The 15,452-nt window shown below is 55.3% G+C and carries 16 protein-coding genes; 12 read left to right on the forward strand and 4 right to left on the reverse strand.

Annotation, left to right across the window (positions count from 1 at the left end):
- Window positions 1-111: 111 nt before the first annotated feature.
- The 5 genes from lexA to Q3O59_RS14920 all read left to right on the forward strand — a co-directional run bounded on the left by lexA (window position 112) and on the right by Q3O59_RS14920 (window position 5,266).
- A complete protein-coding gene (gene lexA / locus Q3O59_RS14900; protein WP_305946342.1) occupies window positions 112-735 on the forward strand; it encodes a transcriptional repressor LexA in 624 nt (207 codons plus the stop codon).
- Window positions 736-1,076: 341 nt separating this feature from the next.
- Window positions 1,077-2,219 (forward strand): cytochrome c oxidase subunit II, encoded by a 1,143-nt coding sequence (gene coxB, locus Q3O59_RS14905; RefSeq protein ID WP_440132272.1) that lies wholly within the window; start codon window positions 1,077-1,079, stop codon window positions 2,217-2,219.
- Window positions 2,220-2,222: 3 nt separating this feature from the next.
- Window positions 2,223-3,809, forward strand: a complete 1,587-nt coding sequence (gene ctaD, locus Q3O59_RS14910) for a cytochrome c oxidase subunit I (protein ID WP_228590922.1) — start codon at window positions 2,223-2,225, stop codon at window positions 3,807-3,809.
- Window positions 3,810-3,818: 9 nt separating this feature from the next.
- Window positions 3,819-4,385 carry a cytochrome c oxidase assembly protein gene (locus tag Q3O59_RS14915; protein ID WP_305946343.1) on the forward strand — a complete coding sequence of 189 codons (567 nt, stop codon included), beginning with the start codon at window positions 3,819-3,821 and terminating at the stop codon, window positions 4,383-4,385.
- A gap of 2 nt (window positions 4,386-4,387) precedes the next feature.
- Window positions 4,388-5,266, forward strand: a complete 879-nt coding sequence (locus Q3O59_RS14920; RefSeq protein ID WP_305946344.1) for a cytochrome c oxidase subunit 3 — start codon at window positions 4,388-4,390, stop codon at window positions 5,264-5,266.
- Window positions 5,267-5,310: 44 nt separating this feature from the next.
- Here Q3O59_RS14920 and Q3O59_RS14925 read toward each other — a convergent pair whose 3' ends face one another.
- On the reverse strand, window positions 5,311-5,520 hold the full coding sequence (locus tag Q3O59_RS14925) for a DUF2909 domain-containing protein (RefSeq protein ID WP_228590928.1): 210 nt from the start codon (window positions 5,518-5,520) through the stop codon (window positions 5,311-5,313).
- A 26-nt stretch (window positions 5,521-5,546) separates the two neighbouring features.
- Here Q3O59_RS14925 and Q3O59_RS14930 point away from each other — a divergent pair, with 26 nt between their 5' ends.
- The 5 genes from Q3O59_RS14930 to Q3O59_RS14950 are packed head-to-tail and all read left to right on the forward strand — an operon-like array spanning window position 5,547 to window position 9,344.
- Complete coding sequence (locus Q3O59_RS14930) at window positions 5,547-6,281, forward strand: SURF1 family protein (RefSeq protein ID WP_305946345.1); 735 nt, start codon at window positions 5,547-5,549, stop codon at window positions 6,279-6,281.
- On the forward strand, window positions 6,268-6,792 hold the full coding sequence (locus Q3O59_RS14935) for a redox-active disulfide-containing membrane protein (protein ID WP_228590932.1): 525 nt from the start codon (window positions 6,268-6,270) through the stop codon (window positions 6,790-6,792). Before Q3O59_RS14930 ends, Q3O59_RS14935 begins: the two co-directional genes overlap by 14 nt.
- Entirely contained in the window at window positions 6,789-7,799 is a 1,011-nt protein-coding gene (locus tag Q3O59_RS14940; protein WP_305946346.1) for a COX15/CtaA family protein, read from the forward strand. The genes Q3O59_RS14935 and Q3O59_RS14940 overlap by 4 nt, the downstream gene beginning before the upstream one ends.
- On the forward strand, window positions 7,799-8,713 hold the full coding sequence (gene cyoE, locus Q3O59_RS14945; protein WP_305946347.1) for a heme o synthase: 915 nt from the start codon (window positions 7,799-7,801) through the stop codon (window positions 8,711-8,713). The genes Q3O59_RS14940 and cyoE overlap by 1 nt, the downstream gene beginning before the upstream one ends.
- Window positions 8,703-9,344, forward strand: a complete 642-nt coding sequence (locus tag Q3O59_RS14950; protein ID WP_305946348.1) for an SCO family protein — start codon at window positions 8,703-8,705, stop codon at window positions 9,342-9,344. Before cyoE ends, Q3O59_RS14950 begins: the two co-directional genes overlap by 11 nt.
- Window positions 9,345-9,384: 40 nt before the next feature.
- Here the strand turns inward: Q3O59_RS14950 and Q3O59_RS14955 are convergent, their stop codons facing one another.
- Window positions 9,385-10,416: a polysaccharide deacetylase family protein gene (locus Q3O59_RS14955; protein ID WP_305946464.1), complete on the reverse strand. Its 1,032-nt coding sequence runs from the start codon at window positions 10,414-10,416 to the stop codon at window positions 9,385-9,387.
- Window positions 10,417-10,462: 46 nt separating this feature from the next.
- Complete coding sequence (nfuA, locus tag Q3O59_RS14960; RefSeq protein WP_305946349.1) at window positions 10,463-11,041, reverse strand: Fe-S biogenesis protein NfuA; 579 nt, start codon at window positions 11,039-11,041, stop codon at window positions 10,463-10,465.
- Between the two features lie 150 nt (window positions 11,042-11,191).
- On the opposite strand from nfuA, the gene Q3O59_RS14965 reads away from it, so the two are divergent.
- Window positions 11,192-13,735 (forward strand): M14 family zinc carboxypeptidase, encoded by a 2,544-nt coding sequence (locus Q3O59_RS14965; protein ID WP_305946350.1) that lies wholly within the window; start codon window positions 11,192-11,194, stop codon window positions 13,733-13,735.
- 205 nt (window positions 13,736-13,940) lie between these two features.
- On the opposite strand, the gene Q3O59_RS14970 is transcribed toward Q3O59_RS14965, so the two are convergent.
- The gene (locus Q3O59_RS14970; RefSeq protein WP_305946351.1) at window positions 13,941-14,654 is read right to left on the reverse strand and encodes a ComF family protein; all 714 of its coding nucleotides are present in this window, start codon (window positions 14,652-14,654) and stop codon (window positions 13,941-13,943) included.
- Window positions 14,655-14,667: 13 nt separating this feature from the next.
- Between Q3O59_RS14970 and bioH the strand changes: the two genes are divergently transcribed.
- The gene (gene bioH / locus Q3O59_RS14975; RefSeq protein WP_305946352.1) at window positions 14,668-15,450 is read left to right on the forward strand and encodes a pimeloyl-ACP methyl ester esterase BioH; all 783 of its coding nucleotides are present in this window, start codon (window positions 14,668-14,670) and stop codon (window positions 15,448-15,450) included.
- Window positions 15,451-15,452: the final 2 nt, after the last annotated feature.

The following is a 15,452-nucleotide window of genomic DNA, read 5'->3' on the forward strand; positions in this document are numbered from 1 at the left end:
TTGCTAGCCAGGGTGCCCACTGCCAGTTCGGCAGTGGATGCCTGGTTCGACTTGGCATTTTAAAAAAGCCTGTATATACTGACAGTATCCACTGTACAGGTAACCAGCACTATGAGACCACTTACTGCACGTCAGGCTGAAATTTTGCAGCTGCTGCGCGATTATCAAGCCGAAACCGGCATGCCGCCGACCCGGGCGGAAATCGCCCGTCAATTGGGCTTTAAGTCGGCCAATGCCGCCGAAGAGCATCTTAAAGCTTTGGCGCGCAAAGGGGTGATTGAAATGCTGCCGGGTACCTCCCGTGGCTTACGTATTATTGAGGATGAAGAGGCCGCGCCAGAGCAACTGGGTTTGCCTCTGGTTGGCAAAGTGGCGGCCGGTCAGCCGATTCTGGCAGCCGAGAACATTCAGGATCATTACCAGCTGGATGCTCACTTATTTAAGCCGCATGCCGACTTTTTGCTGCGGGTGCAGGGCATGAGCATGCAGGACATTGGCATTTTGGATGGCGATCTGCTGGCGGTGCACAAAACCAACCGGGCCGAACAGCGGCAGGTGGTGGTGGCCCGGGTAGACGATGAAGTGACAGTGAAACGCTTTGAGCGTCAGGGCTCCAGGGTGCTATTGCACCCGGAAAACCAGGACTTTGAGGTGATCAAGGTGGATCTGACGCAGCAGGAGTTTCAGATAGAAGGCCTTGCTGTTGGGGTGATCCGCAATGGCAGTTGGCTGTAACGGATGACGAAACAACGCTAACTTACTGAGCTAAAAAATAGAAAGAGCGCTGGTACGACCACTTGGTTTTGCCGGCGCTTTTGCTATTTAGGGGTTTACACTGAGCGCGATTTGGATAATTCTTAGGCGAGAACTGATGAAATAATAAGTACCCATAAAGGGACAGCGTCTGTTCCGCTTTGTGCGACAACAATCAGCTTAAAAAATTGTGCGCTAGCATTGCGACAAATAACTACAACAATTTCAAATCAGCAATTGCGAAATGTTGCCATGGATTAAGGTGTACTGTGTGCTTCGTTTCGACAGTTTGCTTTTTGCAAAATGTCAGAGGAGAAGTAAACGTGGCGAAAACGAGAAGTTTGCGTTGGTCGCTACCGGCCTTGTTGTTGGCAGGCCAGGCTCATGCAACTGAAATCCAGTTCAACATGACCCCTGGTGTCACCGATATCAGTCAGCAGGTGTACAACTTGCACATGACGATATTCTGGATTTGCTGCGCCATTGGCCTGGTGGTATTCACCGCGATGTTTGTATCCATTATCCTGCATCGTAAGTCCCGTGGCGTCACCCCCGCCACTTTTCATGAAAGTACCAAGGTTGAGATCATCTGGACCGCGATACCGGTGCTGATTCTGATCCTGATGGCGATTCCGGCCACCCGGGTGTTGATTGCGATGGAGGATACCAGCGACTCGGATGTGACGGTGCTGGTCACCGGCTCGCAGTGGCGTTGGCATTACGAGTATCTGGATTACGACATCGACTTCTTCTCCATTTTGGCGACGCCGCGTGGTCAGATTGAAGGCCGGCTGCCCAAGGGGCAGAACTACCTGCTTGAAGTCGACCGTCCACTGGTGATCCCGACCGGCAAAAAAGTCCGTTTCCTGATGACGTCGGACGATGTCATTCACTCCTGGTGGGTACCGGCCTTTGCCATTAAAAAAGACACCAACCCGGGCTTTATCAATGAAGCCTGGACCCGGGTCAATGAGCCAGGTATTTACCGCGGCCAGTGTGCCGAGCTTTGTGGCATGGACCACGGTTTTATGCCCATAGTGGTGATTGCCAAAGAGCCCGACGATTTTGCCATCTGGGTTGAGCAAGAAGAAGCCCGCATTGCCGCCATTCGTGAAGAGGAACAGCGCTTGCTGGCACTTCGGATGAATCTGGATGAGCAAATGGAACTGGGTGAGCGGGTTTATTTGGCGCACTGCGCGGCCTGCCATCAGCCAAACGGCACCGGTTTACCGCCGATGTTCCCGGCTTTAAAAGACAACCATGTGACGACTCAGGATCGTGCCGAGCACATCCGGGTGATGGTCGATGGTCGCCCCGGCACCTCAATGGCATCCTTTGCCCGACAGCTCAGTCTGCGTGAGCTAACCTCCGTAATCACTTACACCCGTAACGCCTGGGGCAACGATACCGGCGATGTGGTGCAGGCGGTTGAAGTCTATGAGTACATGCAGAGTAAGGGAGAGTAGGGCATGAGCACCGTAACCACTGCAGATCATCATGATGCACATCATGATCACAAGCCAACCGGCATCAAACGTTGGCTCTTTACCACCAACCACAAGGACATTGGTAGCCTCTACCTGTTGTTCGCGCTGGCGATGTTTTTCCTCGGCGGCGCCATGGCGATGGTGATCCGACTGGAGTTGTTCCAGCCGGGCATGCAATTTGTTGAGCCGCAATTCTTTAACCAAATGACCACCATGCACGGTTTAATCATGGTGTTTGGCGCGGTCATGCCAGCCTTTACCGGCCTGGCCAACTGGATGATCCCAATGATGATTGGGGCGCCGGATATGGCACTGCCGCGGATGAACAACTGGAGTTTCTGGATCCTGCCTTTCGCGTTCTTGATCCTGATTATCTCGATGTTTTTACCAGGCGGTGGGCCGGACTTTGGCTGGACCTTCTACGCGCCGCTATCGACCACCTACAGCAATGACAGCACCGCTTTGTTTGTGTTTGCCATCCATATTATGGGGATTTCCTCTATCATGGGTGCCATCAACGTCATTGTGACCATCGTCAACATGCGGGCACCGGGCATGACCTGGATGAAACTGCCCCTCTTTGTCTGGACCTGGCTGATCACCGCTTTCTTGCTGATCATGGTGATGCCAGTACTGGCCGGTCTGGTAACCATGGTGTTGACCGACAAGTACTTTGCCACCAGCTTCTTTGATGCGGCAGGCGGCGGTGATCCAGTGTTGTTCCAGCATATTTTCTGGTTTTTCGGTCACCCGGAAGTCTACATTATGATTTTACCGGCTTTTGGTATTATCTCCGCCATCGTACCCACCTTTGCCCGTAAAAAGCTGTTTGGCTATGCCTCCATGGTCTATGCCACGGCCAGTATCGCCATTTTGTCATTCTTAGTCTGGGCTCACCATATGTTCACCACCGGCATGCCGGTCTACGCCACCCTGTTCTTTATGTACACCACCATGCTGATTGCGGTGCCCACCGGGGTCAAGGTGTTCAACTGGGTGGCCACCATGTGGCGTGGCGCCATGACCTTTGAAGTGCCGATGATGTTTGCGCTGGCCTTTATTGTGCTCTTTACCATTGGGGGCTTGTCCGGGGTGATGCTGGCGATTGCGCCGGTCGACTTCCAGTACCACGATACTTACTTTGTGGTGGCGCATTTCCACTATGTCCTGGTGTCGGGTGCTGTCTTCTCGCTGGTTGCCGCTGCTTACTACTGGCTGCCGAAATGGACTGGCCATATGTACGATGAGAAACTGGGCCAACTGCATTTCTGGTGCTCGGTGATTTCGGTGAACCTGCTGTTCTTCCCGATGCACTTTGTCGGCCTGGCCGGTATGCCGCGGCGGATCCCGGACTACGCCTTGCAGTTCGCAGATTTTAATGCCTTTATCAGTGTCGGTGGTTTCCTGTTTGGTTTGTCGCAGCTGATTTTTGTCTGGGTGCTGGTGAAGTGCATCCGTGGCGGCGAAAAAGCACCGGCTAAGCCGTGGGAAGGCGCTGAAGGCCTGGAATGGGAAGTGCCGTCACCGGCGCCGTACCATACCTTTGATACCCCACCGCAGGTGAAATAGGAGGCCACTATGAATGCGAAACACAGCACCCTGATTGGCAAATTAAGCTTGCTGGTGGTTGCCATGTTTGCGTTCGGCTACGCCTTGGTGCCGTTGTACGATGTCTTTTGTGAGATCACCGGCATCAACGGCAAAACAGCATCCGAACCGGTATCTGCTGAGGCTGCCATTGTCGATACCAGCCGGGAAATTACCATTGAGTTTATTGCCCGGCCCAATCAGCAGATGCCGTGGATTTTTAAACCCGAGGTGCGCCGAATGCGGGTGCACCCGGGCGAAATCCACGTGATGAATTATCTGGCAGAGAACCCGACCGGCCAGGCCATTGTGGGTCAGGCTGTGCCCTCTGTCTCACCCGGTCAGGCGGCGCTTTTCTTCCATAAAATTGAATGCTTTTGCTTTACCCAGCAGTACCTGGCGGGCGGCAACGACATGCTGATGCCGCTGCAATTTTATGTGGATCCTGCGCTGCCATCTCAGTTTAGTACCATTACGCTGTCGTATACCCTGTACGATGTCACCAGTCAGTGGCAGCCCGGGCAACAAGACGACAGTGCCAAAGAGTTTGGGGAATAAGAATGAATAACGAAGGCTACCAAAAATATTACGTGCCTGATCAGAGCCCATGGCCACTGGTCGGTGCCATTGCATTGTTTTTTATTGCCTTAGGGGCCGGCTTTTATGTGATTGACATGAGCAAGGACCAAAGTGGCTGGGGTGGTTACATGCTGCTGCTCGGCATCGCTATCCTGTTTGTAATGCTGTATGGCTGGTTTAAAAATGTGGTGGATGAATCCATGTCGGGCTTGTACAGCGCGCAGATGGATCGCTCCTTCAAACAGGGCATGAGCTGGTTTATCGTCTCCGAAATCATGTTTTTTGCCGCACTGATTGGCGCTTTGTTGTACGCTCGCTTTATTGCCGTGCCTTGGCTCGGTGGGGCCAGCAACAACGAAATGACCGGTGCCATTCTGTGGCCAAATTTCGAAGCCGTCTGGCCATTGCTCACCACGCCAGGTGGCACCGAGACCCAGGCCATGGGGTGGGGCTTGCCATTGATCAACACCATGATCTTGATCACCTCGTCCATCACGCTGCACTTTGCCCATACTGCCATCGAGCAAAACAAACGCGGCCAGTTGACCGGCATGCTGCTGGTAACCTTGATCCTTGGGGTTATCTTCCTTGGGCTGCAAGGCTATGAGTACATCCTGGCGTACCGCGACCTTGGCTTGCGTTTGGACTCAGGGATTTATGGCAATACCTTCTTTATCCTGACCGGCTTTCATGGCATGCACGTGCTGTTGGGCGCGCTGATTTTGTTCTTTGTGCTGCTGCGGGTGCTGAAAGGTCACTTTACTGCAGAGAAACACTTTGCGTTCCAGGCCGGTGCCTGGTACTGGCACTTTGTCGACGTGGTCTGGGTGATTGTGTTCTGTCTGGTCTACGTGTTTTAACCGGCCGGGGTGGATCACCCCGGCTTTTTGCCTTACTTTTTCGTTTAGTAGGGACGCGGGTTTGGCGTCAGCACGCCGGTTGCCAGCGCCACTAAAATTAACAGCATCACCAGTGCGGATAAAAAGACACGCTTACCCAGGAAGCTACTCATCCGCACTGTACCTGGTTCGCTACGTAGCATGGTAAAAAGCGCACGGAATAAGTTAACAACAATAAAGAGCAGTAGTGCGATGATGGCAAGATTCAACCACATATTTTTTGTTCTCCCGGATTGGTTTTATGCATTTTAGGATGGCTGGCCGTTCCTTCTCGGTGCACCCTGTCTGGTTGCTGATCACTTTGACGGTATTTGTCATTTTAATCAAGCTTGGTTGGTGGCAGCTCAGCCGTGCGGTAGAAAAAGAACAGCAATTGCAGCAATTGGCAAGCTGGCAGGCCGAAGGGCCGCTAAGTTGGACCCAGTTGCAACAGCTGCCATTGGCCGAAGCCGACCTGGTACAAATAGCCGACCAGGCACGTTGGCTGGCTCCCAGAGTCTGGCTGCTGGACAACAAAATGGTGCAGAGCCGCATTGGCTACGATGTGGTGATCCCGGTGCAGTTTAACCGTTTTGATCCTCCGGTGTTGGTCAACCTCGGTTGGGTGCCGGCCGCCGGCAGCCGCAATGAGTTGCCTGACATTGAGATCCCGGAAGAATTGCCAATCCGCGGTTTGCTGCGCACTTCCTTTGGCAGCTTCCGGTTGGGACAAAACCTGGAGGCCGGCGGGGACTGGCCGATGCGGATCCAGCAAATTGAGCTGGAAAGCATCAACCCCTACTTGCCAGAACCGGCCTTGCCGGCAGTGATTTACCAAATGGAACAAAGCCCTTTTCTTCCCCATTATCAGCCCGTGGTGTTGCCGCCGGAAAAACATCGCGGTTATGCCCTGCAATGGTTTATGCTGGGGGTGGCTGCATTGGGGGTTGCTTTGGCCGCCAGTTTGCGTAAAGAGGATGACAATGAACAAAACTAAATTTCTCAGTATTTTCCTGCCGATTTGCTTGTTGCCGCTGTTGCTGGCCAAGTTGGCACTGCATTTTGAATGGTTCGAAGGGGGTACCGCCAGCCAGGGCGAGTGGATGCCGGAAGAGGTTTTTGTGCTGCCGGGTTTGGAGGCGCATGAAAAAGTATGGCGTCTGGCGGTCATCCCGGCAAACGACTGTACCGAGCGCTGTCAGCAGGGCCTGCATACGGTGCAGCAACTCTTTATTGGTTTGGGGCGAAAGCAGGTGCAGGTGCAGCCCTGGTTGTTGAGCACTGAACCTGCCGATACCATTCTGCAGCAATACCCGGTGTTCCAGCAGCAACCGGGGGCTAACAGCAGTCATGCAGCGGTACAAAACTACATTGTGATTGTCGATGTGCAAGGGCTGGCACTGCTGCGCTATCCGTTGCCCAATGATGAGCAGCTGCCGGCCGATATTGCCCGCGCCATTCGCAGCGATTTGTTAAAACTGATGAACTATGATCGGATCCGGGTATGAACAAAGGTCTCTTGCAAAAACTCTCCACTTGGACTCTGCTGCTGACCATGGTGGTCATTATTCTGGGGGCTTACACCCGCTTGACCGATGCCGGCCTGGGTTGTCCGGACTGGCCCGGCTGTTACGGCTTTATAAAAGTGCCGATGACCGAAGCACGGATAGCGCAGGCGGAGCAGGCTTTTCCTGAGCGGCCACTGGAGCCCTTTAAAGCCTGGAACGAGATGATTCATCGTTACTTTGCCGGCACTTTGGGTTTGATGATCGCGGCTATTTTCTTTATCAGCTGGTTTGGCAGAATTCTGACACCACGCCTGCTGCCAACGGTGCTGGCGGCTTTGGTGATCTTTCAGGCCGCCCTGGGTGCCTGGACGGTGACCTTGAGCCTGTTGCCCATCGTGGTGATGGCGCACCTGATGGGCGGCTTTACCTTGCTCTGTTTGCTTGGCCTCTATTGGCTGCAGTTGCGGCCAGAGTATCAGGCTAAGCTGGAACCTCAGCTTGCCAGGCTCAAGCCACTGGCGATTGCAACGACGGTGGTGGTGGCACTGCAAATTGCCCTCGGCGGCTGGACCGCCGCCAACTACGCAGCTCTTGCCTGCATTGAGCTGCCAATCTGCGAGCCTGGCTGGGCCAGCCGGCTGGCACTTGGGGAAGCCTTTAGTTTGCACTTGGGCTACGATGACTACGAGTTTGGCGTGATGTCGCAGGATGCACGCCAAACCATTCATGTCTTTCACCGAATTGGTGCGGGCATTACCTTACTGGTTACCGGTCTCTTTAGCTGGTTGCTGTGGCAAAAAGCGGCAACCGCCCTGATGAAAAAACTAGCGCTGGCGCTGGCGGCGATTTTGCTGCTACAGTTTGTGTTAGGGGTACTGAATGTGGTGTTGCATCTGCCGCTGCTGAATGCCGTTGCGCACAACTTTGTCGGGGCGAATTTATTGCTGTGCATGGTGGTGATCCTCTATCAGCTCAAGCACTGCACCAGGGAACAGGAGAAAGCATAATGGCCATTGCCAAACAACTGAATCGCCATGCCATCGCCAGCTGGCGCGACTATCTGGAGCTGACCAAGCCCAAGGTGGTGGCATTGCTGGTGCTCACCGCCTGGGTCGGCATGATGCTGGCGGTACCGGGCTTGCCCGATGTGCAGGTGATGCTGCTGGCCACGCTGGGCATTGGTTTGTTGTCGGCTGCCGCTGCTGCGCTGAATCATGTGGTTGATCAAAAAATTGATGCCAAAATGGCGCGAACCCACAGCCGCCCTGTTGCCAAAGGGCGCATCAGCTCCAATCAGGCCATTGGTTTTGCCCTGCTGCTGGCTGTCAGTGGTTTTGTGATGCTGTATCTGGGCGTGAATGCCCTGACGGCCTGGCTGACCCTGCTTAGTTTGTTTGGCTATGCGGTGGTGTACACCATGTTTTTAAAACGTGCTACGCCACAAAATATTGTGATTGGTGGCTTGGCAGGCGCGATGCCGCCTTTGCTCGGTTGGACGGCGGTGACGGGCGAACTGCACGGTTACGCACTGTTGTTGGTGATGATCATCTTCACCTGGACCCCTCCACACTTTTGGGCACTGGCCATTCACCGCCGTGATGATTACGCCAAGGTGAACATGCCGATGCTGCCGGTAACCCATGGCATTGCTTTTACCAAAAGCGCCATCCTGCTGTACACCATCATGCTGTTTATTGTCTGCTTGCTGCCTTATGTGGTGGGCATGACCGGGCTGATTTATCTGGTGGGGGCTTGCCTGCTGAACTTACGCTTTATGCAGCATGCCTGGCGGCTGAAGTTTGCCGATAGCGATGGCCAGGCGATGGCCATGTTCCGTTTCTCCATCGTTCATTTAATGGTACTTTTTCTGGTACTCTTGCTGGATCATTACTTAAAGATAGCTCCGATTTATGGCTTCTAAACTTTTCTTTCCTTTGATCGCGGTGCTGGCGCTGGTCGCTGGTGTAACAGGTTACCACTGGCTGCAAAACAGCCATCAACCGGAACACACGCTGCTGTACCCGCAGCCGCGGGTGTTGTCGGATTTCAGGCTGACCAGTCATACCGGCTCTGCGGTGACAAGGGACCAGCTGTATGGTCAGTGGACACTGGCTTTTGTCGGATACACCTACTGCCCGGATATTTGCCCGTTAACCCTGGCGCAACTGGCCGGTTTGCATGATGACTTGCAGCGGCATGTGTCGGAGCCACTCGGTATTTGGTTCGTGTCGGTGGACCCGAACCGGGACACACCGCAACAAATGGCCAGCTATGTGCAGTATTTTCAGCAGGCTGCCATCACCGGGGTGACTGCCGGCCATGATCAGCTGTTTCCTTTTGTCCGCCAATTGGGGCTGATGTACGCCATGTCGAGTACCACCGATGAGCATTACTTGGTGGACCACAGCGCTTCCATTGTGCTGATCAATCCAAAGGGGCAGTTGGTGGCAATGTTCAAGCCAGAGTTGGCCGAAGGGCGGGTCCCCACCGTACACAGTGAGGATTTACTGGCCGATTTCCCCTGGGTGATCCGGCAGCTTAGCCGAAGCTAAGCTGTCGGCATTTTTAAGCCGCTGCTCTTAAGCCGCTGCTCTAGTCGCTGGAGCGGCCGTAGAGCCAGGGTTGCGAGTACCAATAGAAGTAACCACGCTTGCTGATGGATGGGGCAGTGCAGTTGTAGCGCGCTCTGCCTTGACGCAGTGGCTTGCTGGCCTGAGCAACAAAGGTCTGGCCATCCTCCAGCCACTCGGGTTCAATCACTTCCATACCGGCAAAGCAGCGCAGCTGCGCAGGGCGAAAATCGTCAACCTCCAGTTGCAACGACAGCGTCGGTGGGTTTTGCGAACTAGTCACCATCGGATCGGCCTGGCGATGCTGCACAATGGTAAAAGGCAGGGTGCGTAGCTTTTGCGCCAGATCCGACATTTCAGCAAAACGGCCAGCGGCCGGAAAGCGAGGCACCCGGGTCATCTTGGTGCTAGGGCCAACGGCACCGGATTGTTGGCCAATACCGATAAAGCCCAACTCCTTGACCAGGGCTTCCAAGCGGGGGCTGAACTCCCCATAGGGGTAGGCCAGCAGACGGTGACTTTGGCCGGTTTCTTCTTTGATGCGGCGCTCTGCATCCAAGATGGTGGCACGCATCCGCTGCAACCAGGCCTCTTTGCTTTCACCGGGTTCGGGCTGCGCCATCTTCTCGTGGTACATGGCATGGTTGGCAACCAGCACACCATCCTCACTCATACGGCGGATCTGATCCCAGCTCATCACCGGCCCGGTGCGGTTGTCGATGTCGCCCGGGCTGATAAAAATGGTGTAGGGTACGCCATACTCCATCAAAATAGGGTGGGCAGCGGTGTAATTGTTGGCGTAGCCATCATCAAAGGTAATGGCAACCGCATTGTGCGGCACCGGCTCACCGTTTTGCAGCTGCTGCAGCAAGACATCTAGGGGCATTACCTTGAAGTTGTGTTCCTTCAAGTGGTCCAGGTGTTCACGCAGTTCGGCTTCGGTGGTGCTGCTGACTCTGGGCGTGTCTTCGGCAATGTGATGGTAAATCAGGATCACTGCGGCCTGGGCTGGAGAGCAAAGCAGCCAGAGCAACAGCAACAGACTCAGTAGCATTGATTTCACAGGGCCTCCTTGTTCTGATTTGGGCCGACCGGGCATTTTAGTAGTAAGAGTGCTCACCACGCTGATGTTCGGTCACGTCTTTCACGCCGGTTAACTCGCCGGCAAAACGATTCAGCAGTTCTTTTTCGATGCCTTCTTTCAGCGTCAGATCAACCTGAGCACAGCCGTTGCAACCACCACCGAATTGCAGCACCACAACGCCGTCGGTGTTCAGCTCGACCACCCGAACATTGCCGCCATGGTTAGCCAGCTGCGGGTTGATTTCGGCATCAATCATGTATTGGACCCGTTCGCGCAGCGGCGCATCGTCACTGACCTTGCGTACCTTGGCGTTCGGCGCTTTTAACGTTAGCTGCGAGCCCATCTGATCGGTGACAAAGTCAATTTCAGCATCCACTAAAAAGGGTTGGCTCTCAGCATCGACCACGGCAGAAAAACCAGTAAAAGGCAGCTGCAGATCAGTGGCCTCCACCGAGTCGGGCGGACAGTAAGAAACGCCACACTCCGCGCTGGCCGTGCCTGGGTTGACGACAAAGACCCGGATATGGGTGCCTTCGGGCTGCTTTTCCAACAGCTTAACAAAGTGACTCTGTGCACTTTCAGAAATTGCGATCATCGTTAGTACCTGACTAAATTACTAGGTTATAGCCTATGATACTCTTCCTGACGAAGGGTTTCCAGCCCGGCTTGAGTTTGGGCGGCCTTTATTGGACACTTATACCCAAGTATCCTCACGATACGGATTTTCAAATCCGGAGACGACTGCATGAAATACCTGTTACTGACGCTGCTGCTGTGCAGCTTTCACCTGCAAGCCATCTGGCCAGAGAGCGCGCTTGATCCTGAGGTGCCAACCCCGGCCCAAACATCCGGGTACGCCATGGGCGAGTGGCATTGGCGTCATGACCAGATACAGCAGTACTTTGAGCGCCTGGCAGCGCATTCTGCGCTGGCTGAGTTGCAGGTGATTGGCTACAGCCATCAGCGGCGTCCTTTGCTGCAACTGATCGTCTCATCCGAAGCCAACCTGAGCCGGTTGGAGCAAATTCGCCAGCAGAACCAGGCGCAGAGCCGGGGACAGGCTCTGTCCGATGATGCCCCGGTGATTGTTTGGTTGGGCTACGGTGTGCATGGCAACGAGCCCAGTGCCGCCCACGCCGCTGTGGCTCTGGCTTACTACCTGACCGCCAGCCAGAGCACCGAGGTGCAGCAATGGCTGGACGAAGCGGTGATCATTATTCAGCCCAGCCTGAACCCGGATGGCCACGATCGCTTTTCGCATTGGGTCAATATGCACCGTGGCAAAACACCGGTGGCGGATCCGCAGCATCGTGAGCATGTTGAGCCCTGGCCCAACGGTCGACCCAATCATTATTGGTTCGATCTAAACCGGGACTGGTTGCTGCTGCAGCATCCGGAAAGTCAGGCCCGAATCGCCGAGTACCATCGCTGGTTGCCCCAGGTGCTGGGTGATTTTCACGAAATGGGCACCAACAGCACCTATTTTTTTCAGCCTGGGATCCCAAGCCGCAATTACCCACTGACGCCAGAGCGCAATTTCGAACTGACCCGGATCCTGGCGGAGTTTCATGCCGCCAGTCTGGATCAGGCGAAAGAGTTGTACTACACCGAAGAAAGCTTCGATGACTTTTACATCGGCAAAGGCTCGACCTACCCGGATGTGACCGGTGGCGTTGGCATTCTGTTTGAGCAAGCCAGCAGCCGGGGCCATGCGCAGGAGTCCATTCACGGCGTTTTGACCTTTGAGCGTACCATTCGCAATCAGTTGCTGACCTCGCTGTCGACCATCCGGGGCTCGGTGGAATACCGCCGCGAACTGCAGCGCTATCAGCTGGACTTCTTCCGTTTGGGGCAAACCGAAGCCCGGCAGGAAAATTACCGTGGCTACATGCTGACCGAAGGACAGGATAAAACCCGGTTGCAGGCATTGCTGCGGTTGTTACGCCAGCACCAGATTGAGGTCTACCCGCTGGTGCGCGACTGGCAGGATGGGCAGTATAGTTACCGGGCCGGGGAAAGCTACTTTGTGCCCTTCCAGCAGCCACAGTACCGCCTGCTGAAAGGCGCATTCAGCACCCGCAAGAATTTCCCGGACAACACCTTTTACGATGTGTCCAGCTGGACCTTGCCTTACGCCTACAACATTGAGTTTCGACCGGTGCAGCGGGACCCATCCCGGGTTCTGAGCAATGACAACTGGCAGGAGGTTGCTCAGTCGGTTGTCGCACCTGAGTCAGGTGCCTACGCCTACGCTTTTGACTGGCAGGATCAGAATGCGCCTTTGTTGCTGCAGGCGTTGCTGGCCGATGGGGTCGTCGCCAAAGTCGCTCAAGCTGATTTTACCGCCGTGACCCCGGATGGACCCCAGCCTTTTGTCGCCGGCTCGGTGTTGATCCCGGCCGGCTTGCAGCAGCAGTCCGATTGGTTTAGCCGCTTGCTGGCGGCGCAGCAACGGTTGTCGTTGCCGCTTTATGCGGTGCAAACGGGTTTAACGCCGCAGGGCAGTGACCTGGGCAGCTTCCGCTTTGTGCCGGTGTCCTTGCCGCAGGTGCTGCTGCTGGCCGGGCCTGGCATGAACTCCACCGAGGTCGGTGAGCTGTGGTACAACCTGGAGCGGCTGGCGGGCATTTCGCCCAGCATGGTGGAGCCTGATCGCTTCAGTCGCATTGACTTAAGCCGCTACAGCCATATTATTTTGCCCGATGGCAATTACCAAAGCTGGAACAGCGCCGAGCTGGAGCCATTACGACGTTGGCTGAATGCCGGTGGCATCCTTTGGGGACAAAAACGAGCCCTGAGCTGGCTGGTGCAGCATGAGCTGCTGCAAGCGCAATTGTGGCACCCGGCGGAGATGAACCGGCTGATTTCCCACCAAAACCTGCGCTATGCCGATCAAGAGGTGTTGGCCGGGAGGCAGCGGATTGCCGGCGCCATTTTTGAAGCCGAGCTGGATCGCAGCCATCCACTGGCTTTTGGCTTCCCCCGGGACCGGCTGCCGCTGTTTAAAAACAGCACCTTGTTGTTGCAGCCTTCGCATGCGCCCTTTGTCAATGTCGCTCTGTACAGTGAGCAGCCGCATCTGGCTGGTTACACCGCACCGGAGTTTGTCCCCCGTATTGGCCAGGCTGCGGCCTTAATTGCGCACAATCATGGTCGGGGACGGGTGATTGCCATGACCGACAATCCGGTGTTTCGTGGCTACTTTAAAGGCTCCAGCCGCTTGCTGATCAATGCCTTGTATCTGGGCCACACCTTTTCCGCCAGCCCGCAAACCGAGGAAGAGGATTAGCCGCTAGTTAGTGCCCGTCCAGAAAGGCGGGCACTAGCGCAGCGCAGGGATGCGCTGCCATTTTCAGTGCGTGGTAACGCATTGAAAATGTGAGACAAATGGAAAGCGGGTATAGGGATGTACCGTTTCGCGAACCTAAGGATGGAAATCGCAATTTTCATTTGTCGTTCCAGAATAAGGGCAGGAGCCCGTTTCTGGATGAAAACTAGCTACGCCGGTCTTTGGCCGTGATGGCCAAAGTCCAGAGCTGAGGCGGATTGGCACCCTGCTGCTGCAAGCAGCGGCAGGCTTGTTGCAAGGTGCTGCCGGTGGTGATCACATCGTCGACCAGGGCAATTCGTCCCAGCTCGGCCAGGCGCCCCTGCCAGGCTGGATGCAACTGAAACAATTGCCGGCTGTTTTTCAGGCGTTCGCCCCGTTTTAATCGCTGCTGCTTTAACCCTTGCCGGCGTCGTTTCAGCAACGGCAGCAGTGGCCGATCCCAACAGTTGCTCAGGACCTGCGCCAACAACCTGGCCTGATTAAAGCCCCGCTTTAGATAGCGCCATGCGGGCATCGGTATGTAGCAAATCGCATCCGGCAGCGGATGCCCCTCAGCGCGGTAGCGCACAGCCATCTGCCGAAACTGCTGCATCAACCAGTGGCCGGCGGCCAGTTGATCTTGGTGCTTCCATTGGCTAATGGCATAATCATAAGGTGCCTGATACCAGCTCAGGCTCAGCAAGCGCTCAGCATAGAGTTTGGGCAAGCCTTGCTGCACAGCGGGCAGCCACAGCAAATTGCCCTGATAAAAACCAATGTCAAAGCCTGGCAAGGCGCTTTCACAGCAGCTGCATAGCTGCTGACCCGGTCGGTGCACCGCTAAATCACACCAGAGGCAGCGGTTTGGGATCAGCGGATGCAATAGTTTTTGTAGCATAAATGTTTATTCGATGTTTTTTAGGAGTATGGTGCAGGTGGCAGATCAGGGCAAGCCTCAGTTGGTATTGTTGCATGGCTGGGGGATGAATCAGGCGGTGTGGCAGCAGTGGCTGCCTTTATTGCAGCAGGACTGGCAGGTGCAGGCGCTGGACTTACCGGGCTTTGGTCTGAGCCGGCAGTGCCCGAAACCCTACAATTTAGCGGCTCTGGTTGAGTTGTTGCAGCCGCAGCTGCCGGCCAGGGCTGTGCTTTGTGGCTGGTCGCTGGGTGGTCTGGTTGCCATTGAGCTGGCCAGGCGCTTCCCACAACAGGTGCAGGCGCTGGCTCTGCTGGCAGCATCGCCTTGCTTTATGGCGCAAAGCGACTGGCCGGGGATGTCGGCACGCATTTTTACCCAGTTTCAGCAGCAACTCAGCCACAACATAGCGCAAACCATCCAGCGCTTTTTGGCCATCCAGGCGCTGGGGAGCCCCAGCGCAAAAGAGGACATCAAGCAGTTGCGCCAGGCCATTTTGCAGTTGCCCGAGCCACAACCAGAGGCCGTACTGGGCGGCTTGGAATTGTTGCAGCATGGCGATCTGCGGGCTGAGCTGGCCCGGTTGCCGCTGCCGGTTTATGCTGCCTTTGGCCGGCTCGATACCTTGGTGCCCAGTGCTGCTGAACAGGCATTGCAGCAATTAGTGCCATCAGCTCAGACCCATTGCTTTGCCCATGCCTCACACGCGCCTTTTATCTCGCATCCGGCTGAAAGCGCTGCCTGGTTGCTGCATTGCCAACAGCAATTACCGGCTTAGCG

This window comes from Alkalimonas delamerensis (assembly GCF_030717955.1).
In the GTDB taxonomy this organism is placed as follows: domain Bacteria; phylum Pseudomonadota; class Gammaproteobacteria; order Enterobacterales; family Alteromonadaceae; genus Alkalimonas; species Alkalimonas delamerensis.

Bases quoted from the DNA above. Each gene is read 5' to 3' on its own strand.
- Q3O59_RS14920 (WP_305946344.1), top strand. From the start codon at position 4,388: ATGAATAACGAAGGCTACCAAAAATATTACGTGCCTGATCAGAGCCCA.
- bioH (WP_305946352.1), top strand. From the start codon at position 14,668: ATGTTTTTTAGGAGTATGGTGCAGGTGGCAGATCAGGGCAAGCCTCAG.
- Q3O59_RS14915 (WP_305946343.1), top strand. From the start codon at position 3,819: ATGAATGCGAAACACAGCACCCTGATTGGCAAATTAAGCTTGCTGGTG.
- Q3O59_RS14925 (WP_228590928.1), bottom strand. From the start codon at position 5,520: ATGTGGTTGAATCTTGCCATCATCGCACTACTGCTCTTTATTGTTGTT.
- nfuA (WP_305946349.1), bottom strand. From the start codon at position 11,041: ATGATCGCAATTTCTGAAAGTGCACAGAGTCACTTTGTTAAGCTGTTG.
- Q3O59_RS14965 (WP_305946350.1), top strand. From the start codon at position 11,192: ATGAAATACCTGTTACTGACGCTGCTGCTGTGCAGCTTTCACCTGCAA.
- Q3O59_RS14935 (WP_228590932.1), top strand. From the start codon at position 6,268: ATGAACAAAACTAAATTTCTCAGTATTTTCCTGCCGATTTGCTTGTTG.
- Q3O59_RS14970 (WP_305946351.1), bottom strand. From the start codon at position 14,654: ATGCTACAAAAACTATTGCATCCGCTGATCCCAAACCGCTGCCTCTGG.
- Q3O59_RS14955 (WP_305946464.1), bottom strand. From the start codon at position 10,416: ATGCTACTGAGTCTGTTGCTGTTGCTCTGGCTGCTTTGCTCTCCAGCC.
- Q3O59_RS14940 (WP_305946346.1), top strand. From the start codon at position 6,789: ATGAACAAAGGTCTCTTGCAAAAACTCTCCACTTGGACTCTGCTGCTG.
- cyoE (WP_305946347.1), top strand. From the start codon at position 7,799: ATGGCCATTGCCAAACAACTGAATCGCCATGCCATCGCCAGCTGGCGC.
- ctaD (WP_228590922.1), top strand. From the start codon at position 2,223: ATGAGCACCGTAACCACTGCAGATCATCATGATGCACATCATGATCAC.
- Q3O59_RS14930 (WP_305946345.1), top strand. From the start codon at position 5,547: ATGCATTTTAGGATGGCTGGCCGTTCCTTCTCGGTGCACCCTGTCTGG.
- Q3O59_RS14950 (WP_305946348.1), top strand. From the start codon at position 8,703: ATGGCTTCTAAACTTTTCTTTCCTTTGATCGCGGTGCTGGCGCTGGTC.
- lexA (WP_305946342.1), top strand. From the start codon at position 112: ATGAGACCACTTACTGCACGTCAGGCTGAAATTTTGCAGCTGCTGCGC.